5 protein-coding genes are annotated in these 8,512 nt (G+C 73.2%); all 5 read right to left on the reverse strand.

Annotation, left to right across the window (positions count from 1 at the left end; genetic code table 11):
- Nucleotides 1-5: 5 nt before the first annotated feature.
- Nucleotides 6-1,277 carry a protein phosphatase 2C domain-containing protein gene (locus tag ACIOHC_RS01845; RefSeq protein WP_351086898.1) on the reverse strand — a complete coding sequence of 424 codons (1,272 nt, stop codon included), beginning with the start codon at nucleotides 1,275-1,277 and terminating at the stop codon, nucleotides 6-8.
- A 2-nt stretch (nucleotides 1,278-1,279) separates the two neighbouring features.
- Entirely contained in the window at nucleotides 1,280-4,024 is a 2,745-nt protein-coding gene (locus ACIOHC_RS01850; RefSeq protein ID WP_401840937.1) for a tetratricopeptide repeat protein, read from the reverse strand.
- Nucleotides 4,025-4,085: 61 nt separating this feature from the next.
- Entirely contained in the window at nucleotides 4,086-5,411 is a 1,326-nt protein-coding gene (locus tag ACIOHC_RS01855) for a hypothetical protein (protein ID WP_351086895.1), read from the reverse strand.
- A 102-nt stretch (nucleotides 5,412-5,513) separates the two neighbouring features.
- Nucleotides 5,514-6,488, reverse strand: coding sequence for a glutamate ABC transporter substrate-binding protein (locus tag ACIOHC_RS01860; protein ID WP_351086893.1), 975 nt, complete (start codon nucleotides 6,486-6,488; stop codon nucleotides 5,514-5,516).
- A gap of 242 nt (nucleotides 6,489-6,730) precedes the next feature.
- Nucleotides 6,731-8,125, reverse strand: a complete 1,395-nt coding sequence (locus ACIOHC_RS01865) for a hypothetical protein (RefSeq protein ID WP_401840939.1) — start codon at nucleotides 8,123-8,125, stop codon at nucleotides 6,731-6,733.
- Nucleotides 8,126-8,512: the final 387 nt, after the last annotated feature.

Genomic DNA, 8,512 nt, shown 5'->3' on the forward strand with positions numbered 1-8,512 from the left:
GGCACTCATGTGGTGCCGCAGGCCGATCCTGCCCCCTGCGGCGGTACGGCGAACGGCAGCAGAGCCACTGTTACGTTGTCGTGGCCCCCACCGTCGAGCGCGTGACCCACCAGCACCTGGGCGCCGTGCAGCGGCCGCGACTGCGCGTCGGCCGGCACCGCCGCGGCCATCTCCGCCGCCGACTCCGCGTAGTTCCACAGCCCGTCCGTGCACACCACCACGAGACCGGACCGGTCCGGCCTGAAGGAGGCCGTGTGCGGCTCCAGTTCGTACGCGTCGGCGCCGAGCCACCCCGTGATGGCGTGGGCGCGCTCGTCCGCGTACGCCTCCGCCTCGTTCATCAGGCCCGCCGCCACCATCTGCGCGGCCCAGGAGTCGTCCTCGGTCAGCCGGGCGGGCGCGCTGGTGCGGTCGTCCGGCACCCAGTAGACGCGGCTGTCGCCGACCCAGCCGACGACCAGCAGACCGGCCGCCATGACCGCGCCGACCAGGGTGCACGCCGGGGCGTTCCGATGGCGGTGCGGGTCGTGCTCCATGGCCCGGCCGGGCTCCTGCGCCAGGGAGTTGACCGACTCGGCGGCGGCGACGATCGCCTCGTGCATCGCCTGCTGCGGATGGGTGCCGCGCGGCAGCGACTCCAGGAGCGCCTCGTTGGCGGCGCTCGCGGCAGCCGCCGACGCCTCGTCGGGGCGGCTCGCCGAGGAGACGCCGTCGCAGACGATCGCGACGACGGCCGGCGAACCGTCGGGCAGGGCGGTGGTCGACACCGCGAACGAGTCCTCGTTGCGGTGATGGCGCAGACCCCGGTCGCTGACGGCGGCCACCGAACCGAGCTCCTGCTCCATGTGGTCGCGCTCGCGCGGCTGGGCGTGACCGCAGTTCTCGCAGTAGCCGTCGGTGTCGACCCGGCCGGCCCGGCAGGCCACGCACAGCTTGGTGCCGGCCGACGGCGGTGCGGACAGATCGACGGCGGGCGTACGGGGGTCCGGCGCGGGCGACGAGGCCTTCGCGGCCGGTGCGGACGCGGGCGCCGGCCCGGGTGCGGCCAGCTCGAAGTCGCCCGATCCGCCCGGCTCGTCGGGCCGGACCTCGGCCGGGCGGGCCGCCGCGCCGTTCTCCGTCGGCACGGTCATGGCGATCGTCGGGCGGTCCTGCGGTGGCGCGGGCACGGCCGAGAGGTCGTACCCGCACGCACCACAGAACAGGTCCCCCGGCTCCAGCGGCTCCTCGCAGCCGGGGCACTTCGACAGGGCCGTCTCCTGGGGCTTCTGCGACATTTTCACACCCACGTCCGGGGGCGGAAGCGGTTGGCCCGCTCCACCAGTTCGATCCTCTCGTCGCCGGGCTCCGCAAGCCGGGCGAGCATCCGGTACGAGCGCTCCAGCCCCAAACGCAGGCCGCGCTCGTCCACCTCACTGCCGAGCAGCGTTCTCGGCCCGTTCGACCCGGCGGGCATGTGCGCCCGGGGGACCGAGGACCGAGCCGCGGGACTCCCGGAGAGCACCCAGTCGAGCGCCTTCCCCAGCACCTCGGTCGACAACTGCTCGCGGCGCACCGCGTCCAGGCCGAAACCGGCCAGTCCCGAGATCTGTTCGGCCGCGGCCGTCAGATCGGCGATCAGCGGCTCGTCCGGAGCCCGTTCCCGCAGCCTCGCCCGCACCGCCGCGACCCGGGCCGCCGTGTAATGGATCGACGCCTCCGGCACGGACTCCAGCGTCGCCACGGCCCCGGTACGGTCCCCGGCGGCGATCTGCACCCGGGCCAGGCCGAACGCGGCGCTGACGAAACTCGGATCGGTCGTCCACACCAGACGGTAGTACTCGGCCGCGTTGTCCAGCTGGCCCAGCACCTCCGCACAGATCCCCAGCGCCAGCTTGGGCGCCGGCTCACCGGGGAACGCGTCGTACACCGCGTCGAAGGAGAGCGCCGCGTTCTCGTTGTCGCCGATGACCAGCGAGGTGATTCCGCGGTACCAGACGACACGCCAGTCGTCCGGGAACCGGTCCTCCAGCTCCGCCAGGGTCTGCCCCGCGGCGCCGAGTTCGTTCATCTCCAGACGGGCGCGCAGCTCACGCAGCCGGGTCTCCAGCGACGCCGCGGGCACGGCGTTGAGCGCGGCGATCAGTTCGGCGGGAGCGGTGGCCATCAGCCCGGCGAGGAAGCCCGCGTTGGGGTCGCTCGCGTCGACCCGGGGGACGGGCAGTGCGAGCGAGGTGGCCCGTGCGTCGAGCCCGGCCGGCCGGGGGCCGTACGGGACGTACGGCCCCGACGGCGCACCGGGATCGGCGACCGGGACGCGAGGACCCGGAATCGCGGCCGGGGTCTGCGGGTACGGGAGCGCCGCGCCGCCGGACCGTACGTGTGTGGGCGGCGCGGTCAGCGGACCGGCGCCCGCCACCGGATGTCCGGGCGCGGCCGGCGCACCCGCGGGCAGCGCGCCCGGCCCCGTACCCGGCACGGTGGCCGTGACCGGACGCGCGCCGGTCCCCGCCTTCCGTCCTCGCCCGAAGCGCCCGGACGACGCCGGAGCGGCGGCCCGTGCCCCCAGCCGTGACACATCCTCCGTCAGCTCGGCGAACAACTGTGTGTCCGTGACCCGCACTTCCGTGCCGAACAGCGTCGACAGCGCGGGCCGCGGCCGTCCGGTCTGCAGCGACACCACCTCGCGCAGCACGCCCGTCAGCTGCTCCGCCATCTCCGCCGCCGAGGCGAACCGCCGCGCCGGATCCGGGTCGGTGGCCCGCACCAGCAACCGGTAGAACGACTCGTAGCTCCGGAACACCTCGATGTTGTCCGGGTCCGGCAACGAGTCCACGAAGACGTTGGTGTAGCCCTGGAAGTCGAAAGTGAGCACCGCGAGCGTCCGCGCGACCGTGTACAGGTCGGAGGCGACCGACGGGCCGACCTCCGCGACCTCCGGCGCCTGGTACCCCACCGTGCCGTAGATGGCCGACTCCTCGTCGTCCATCCTGCGGACCGCGCCCATGTCGATCAGCTTCAGCTGGTCCTCGGTCTGGATCGCGTTGTCGACCTTGAAGTCGCAGTACAGCAGGTTGCGGCTGTGCAGATGACCGAGCGCCTCCAGCGCCTCGATGCCGTACGCGCACGCCTGCTCGACCGGCAGCGGATCGCGCTTCCCGGCCGGGGTGCGGCGCTCGTTCGCGATCTCCTTGAGCGCCTTGCCACCGACGTACTCCATCACGATGTAGCCGTCGAGGGAGCCGGTGCGCTGGTCGAGGTGCTCGACGAAGTTGTAGATCCGGACGATGTTGGAGTGCTCGATCTCGGCGAGGAAGCGGCGCTCCGAGATGGCGGCCGCCATGGCGTCCTGGTCGCCGGTGTCGAGCAGGCCCTTGAGGACCACCCAGCGGTCCGACACCGCCCGGTCGACCGCGAGATAGACCCAGCCGAGCCCGCCGTGCGCCAGACAGCCCGCGACCTCGTACTGGCCGTGCACGATGTCGCCCTCGTGCAGCTTGGGCACGAAGGAGTACGGGTGGCCGCACTTGGTGCAGAACCCCTCCGTGCGGCCCGCCCGTTCACCACGGGCCCGGCCCACCGGGGCCCCGCAGTCGGAACGCGAACAGAACCGCTTTCGCTCCGGCACCTCCGGGTTCTCCATCACCGCCGAGCGCGGGTCGGGACGCGGCACGTCCGGCACCTGCACCAGCCCCGCACCCAGCCTGCTCCGGCCGGACGCCCCCGAGGACGAACCGGAGGAACGCACCGACACCGAACGGGACGTGGCGCCGCCGGACAACGAGCGCGAGAGACGCCCCGAAACGGAACGCCGCGAGGTCGACGAACGGGACGAGGACCGCGAGGAGGCCCGGGAACTGCTGCTGCTGCTGCCCCTGCTGCCCCTGCTGCTCGCGCCGCCGCCCGTGATCCCGGTGGGCGGCGAACTCACCATGCCGCTCGGGGAGACGACCGGAGCCAGCCCGCAGGTGTCGCAGTACAGCTCACCGCCGCCCACGTCCTCGTAACTGCCCTCGCACGCGGGGCGCTGGCACTGCGTACTCATGGTCCGTCCCCCTGTTCGCCCCGCCGCCGCGGCGGCCCGTCCACCTCGCGCACACCTGTCCTCATCGCCGGTCCTCCGGTCCCGGGGTCCGGCGCTGCGACAGCAGTTCGGCCGCCGTCTCCTGGTAGCGCAGCACCGCCTGCGCGGCGACCCGCAGATCGCACGGCGCGCTCCACAGCATCCGGCGTGCCGCGTCGTACCGCTCGATCAGCAGCGGGTCCTCGGCCAGACCGTGCCGGGCGACCTTCGCCTTGTACGCGTCGAGCCTGCCGCGCAGCTCCGCCCGCACGGCGAGCGGGGCCGTGACCGCGGTCAGCGACTCGCGGGCCCGCAACAACTCCTCCTCGGCCTCCCGCTCCAGCGTCTCCAGGAGCGGGGAGAGCCGGTGCCACTGGGCATGCCTGCGGTACTCCGACGCGGCGGCCAGCCGCTCCTGGAGCGCGGTCGCCGGACCGCTGACCGCGGGCACCTCCGAGGCGGCGATCTTCGCCAGCACCTCGCCGCGCGCCGACCGGGCCTCGGTCAGCGTCCGGTCCGCGCGGGAGAGGACGTCACGCAGGTGGACCAGGCGCTGTTCGGCGTCCTGCCGGACCGCGAGCACCGCCTCGATCTCGCGGCGTACGTCGTCCAGGGCGCGGGCCGCCCGGTCGTACCGCGTCGTGTCGGGCCGTCCGCCGCCCGGCGCCGAACTGCCGGGCCCCGACAGCCAGAAGGCCAGCGGATCGGAGATCACCTGCACCCGCAGCGTGGTCAGCTCCTGGGTGATCGCCTCCAGATCGTCACCCGCCGGGTGTTCACCGGGCCGCACACCGACGGAGTGCGCCAGCGAGCGGGTGCGGTGCAGCTCGGCGGCGAGCAGGTCTATCCGTGCGGGCAGCGCGGACCACACGGAGTCGGAGGCGACGACCATGTCCAGCGAGCGGGCGTACAGCTCGTTCATCCGGGCGACCAGCTCCTCCAGCGTGAACCGCTCGGAGAGCCTGGCCGGGCCGGTGACCGACGGATCGGGGCGGCCGGCCGCGTGCGCCACGGTCACACCCTGGCCGCGCAGCAGCTCGGTGAGGACCACCAGGTCGTCCCGGTTGGGGTGGCGCCGTCGGGCCCGCACCGCGCGGGCCTCGGCCAGCGCCCCCGCGTACGCGTCGAAGTACCCCCACAGCAGGGTGATCGACTGCTCGGTGGAGGCCCAGCGCTCCTTGGTGACACCGGTCAGATCGGCGCCCTCCAGGAGCCGGCGGCCCGCGTGGTCCTGCAGGGCGAGGAGCGAGGTCTCGATCGCCTCGTGCTCCGCGCCCAGCCGGGCCAGCGCACGGTCCGCCTCGTCCCGGTCCATGACCGGGCCGGGGGGCCTCCCCGCATAGCCGGGGAAGGAGCCCGCGACGCCCATCGATCACCTCTCCGCTCTTCCTGCCGGGACGGGCCCGAAAGGATCAGTGCCACTGCCTCGCCGACCGGGACCGCGCCGAGGCGCACCCCGGCCGACCCGGCACTAGTTGCTCCGGTACTTGGGTGCCGGCGGTGCCTTTATCCCCGGCAGTCCGGCCTCCAGCCAGTTCCGGTACGACTCCATCCAGGGGCTGTTCGCACCACCCCTGCGGTAGTCGACCAGCACCTGGTTGACCCGGGCCACCAGATCGTCGGCGCCGCGCTTCGTGGCCACGCCGTAGTACTCGGTGGTGAACGGTTTGTCGCCCTTGAGCTCGACCGCCGGGTCCTGGGCGGCCTGCCCGGCCGCCAGCGCGTTGTCCGTGACGATCGCGTCGACCTCGCCCAACTGGAGCCGCACCAGGCAGTCCAGCTGATTGGGGACGGTGAGCTGGTCCTCGTCCTCGTCCGTGCCGTCGTGCTCGTCCTTGAAGACCGCGCCGAACGACTGCTTCTCCAGTGCCTCGTACGCGGTGGAGCCCTCGGCGGTGCAGACCCGCTTGCCGGCCAGGGACTTGTCGAACCCGGTGATCGACGAGCCCTTCGGTGCCAGGACCTGCTGCCCGGCCTGGAAATAGGCGGTGGAGAACGAGACCTGCTGCAGCCTGGCGCAGTTGATCGTCATCGTCCGGACGACGACATCGACCTTGTCGTTCTCCAGGGCGGCGATCCGCTGGTTGGTGGGGATGGCCCGGAAGATCACCGCGTCGGGATCGCCCAGGATGTTCTTGGCGATGGCCCGCACCAGGTCGATGTCGAAGCCTTCGATCCCGCCGGTCTCCGGATCGCGGTAACCCCAGCGGAAGCTGTTCTGGTCGACGCCGGCGATCAGCTTTCCGCGCGCCTTGATCTTCTCGATGCTCGGGCCGCCCTCGCTCGACGGCGGCAGACTCGCCTCCGGGTCCTTGCAGTCGCCGGACCGGGTCTGCACGGCCTGCGCCGTACCCGGTCCCGCGGTGTCCCGGACGAAGGCGTCGGCGCCGCCGTGGGTGAGCGGCAGCAGGGTGAGCGAGGCCGTCACCGCACAGGCCACGGCCATGCCCGTCACCCCGCCCCAGCCGCGCAGCCTGCCGCGGGCGGGCCCGGGGCCCGTGCCGAGCTTCCCACCGGGCTCGCGGGGTCCGGAACCTCCGCCTCCGGCGTTGTCGTCAGTCGCCGACGCTCCGCGTCGACTCTTTCCTCCGCCTTGGATTCGAAAGCCTCGGACCCCGCTCCCTGATCCGGCGGGAAACTCGGCACGGGCCCTCGCACCCGTGCGCTTCCTGGTCATCGCTCCCCCTCTCACCGGTACTCCGAGAGCCTGCGGTTGACCCCGAGGATCGCGGCGAGGGCGCCCAGCGCGGCGAGTGCGGCGGCGCCGGCCGGAAGCCCGCCCAGCGCCCCGCGCCCGTTCTCCGCGGCCCGGCTGAACTCGCCCTGCTCATGGGCGAGCGCCTGCTTCAGCGCCTCGTCCACCCGGTCGAAGGACTCACCCGTCGAGTCCTTCGGCCCGATGATCTGCTTCAGCGCGCCCTCGTAGTCGCCGCCGTCGTCGGTCGTGCGGGCGGTCCGGTGGCGGCCCTGCCACTCGGAGACACCGTCGATGGCCTTCGCCACCGGCGAGCTCCCCCGGGGATCGCCGGCCGCGAGCTTCCTGGCTCTCCCCAGCTCTTCGCCGAGGGCCTTGATGCCCGTGTTGTAGTCGGTCTCGTACTTGTCGTTCCTGCCGTCCGGGGTGAGCACCGCGCCACGGGCGACGAGAGTGAGGTTCTCATTGGCGCGCGCCTTCAGCGAGTCGATCCGCGCATGGTTGAGAACGTCGAGCGACTGCTGTCCGTGCACATCGGCGCTGCGCAGTTCGGACCGCGCCACCGTGTGCCCCACCGCGAGCCACAGCAGCACCACGGTGGACGCGGCGGTCGCGACGAGCAGCCCGTGATTGAAGACCCGGTTCGTCCTTCGGTAGTTGCGCCGCTGCGCCCAGAGCAGTCCGGCCAGGGCCACGACACCGAGCCCGAGCGAGAAGAACGGCCAGACCCTGGCCGCGTCGCTGTCCTGGCCCAGTCGGTCGGTCTCCGCCGTGTACAGCCGCTCGGCGGCCGGCAGCAGGATGTTGGTCATCCGCTGGTTCGCGTACCGCAGATAGGCACCGCCCAGGGGCAGGCCCTGCCGGTTGTTCGCGCGGGCCCGTTCGATCAGCCCCGTGTACCGGGGGAGTTCCTCGTTGAGCGTGGTGATCTCGTGACCGGACTTCGTCGAGGCGTCCGTGTTGGCCGCGGCCTTCACCAACAGCCGGGAGGCCTCCTTGATGTCCCTGTCGTACTGGTCGTGGACCGCGCGCGGCTCCTGCGCCCCGGCGAGGAAGCCGCCGGCCGCCGCGGTGTCGGCGTCGGCGAGCGAACGGTAGATGTCCGCCGCGTCGGCGCTCAGCGGCTGGCTGCGGTTCACCACGTCGTCGGCGGCGGCCGCCCGGTCGGCGATCTCGAACGCCGTCACGGCCCCGAACGCGACGACGAGCAGGGCCAGTACGGCCCCGATGATCCGGAGCCTGCCCGGTTCGGTCGTCGCCGCGGCCCGGAGCCGTTCGGACGTCACGGACCAGGCGCCGCGCCGAGGCGGAACGGGTGCGGTCGCGGGCACGGGCGGCTGCGCCCGCGCGTGGTCCGGCGCCGTGCGTACATTCGGCGGGTATGTCACTCGACCTCCCCCTCGGTCACGGACGGTGGCCCGGCCCCCGGCCGATCGGGGGACTGGTACCCGGCCTGAAGTATGGCCGCGGGGACCGACATCCACACCAGGAACGCCTTGATCCTGCATCGATCCACGGATGCGTTGCCTCGCATTCGATCAAGGCCTGCGCCGCCGATCAAGCCGATCGGCGGAACAATCCCCTGAGGGGACCGTACTCCCCACCCATGAACACGTCCGGGACAACTGATCGGTTCCCTTGCACAAGGGGCGTGGGGGGGGGGGGGGGGCCCCGCCGCCCCCGGGGGGGGGGGGGGGGGGGGCCGCGGCCCGCCGCCCCCCCCCCGCCCGCGCCCCGGGGCCCCCCCCCCCGGGGGCGCGGGCGCCGCGCCCCGG

It is taken from the genome of Streptomyces sp. NPDC088252 (assembly GCF_044740965.1).
Lineage (GTDB): Bacteria > Actinomycetota > Actinomycetes > Streptomycetales > Streptomycetaceae > Streptomyces.

What these genes read in the sequence shown, in the direction of transcription:
- ACIOHC_RS01855 (WP_351086895.1), bottom strand. Translation starts at nt 5,411, where the DNA reads ATGGGCGTCGCGGGCTCCTTCCCCGGCTATGCGGGGAGGCCCCCCGGC.
- ACIOHC_RS01845 (WP_351086898.1), bottom strand. Translation starts at nt 1,277, where the DNA reads ATGTCGCAGAAGCCCCAGGAGACGGCCCTGTCGAAGTGCCCCGGCTGC.
- ACIOHC_RS01860 (WP_351086893.1), bottom strand. Translation starts at nt 6,488, where the DNA reads ATGGCCGTGGCCTGTGCGGTGACGGCCTCGCTCACCCTGCTGCCGCTC.
- ACIOHC_RS01850 (WP_401840937.1), bottom strand. Translation starts at nt 4,024, where the DNA reads ATGAGTACGCAGTGCCAGCGCCCCGCGTGCGAGGGCAGTTACGAGGAC.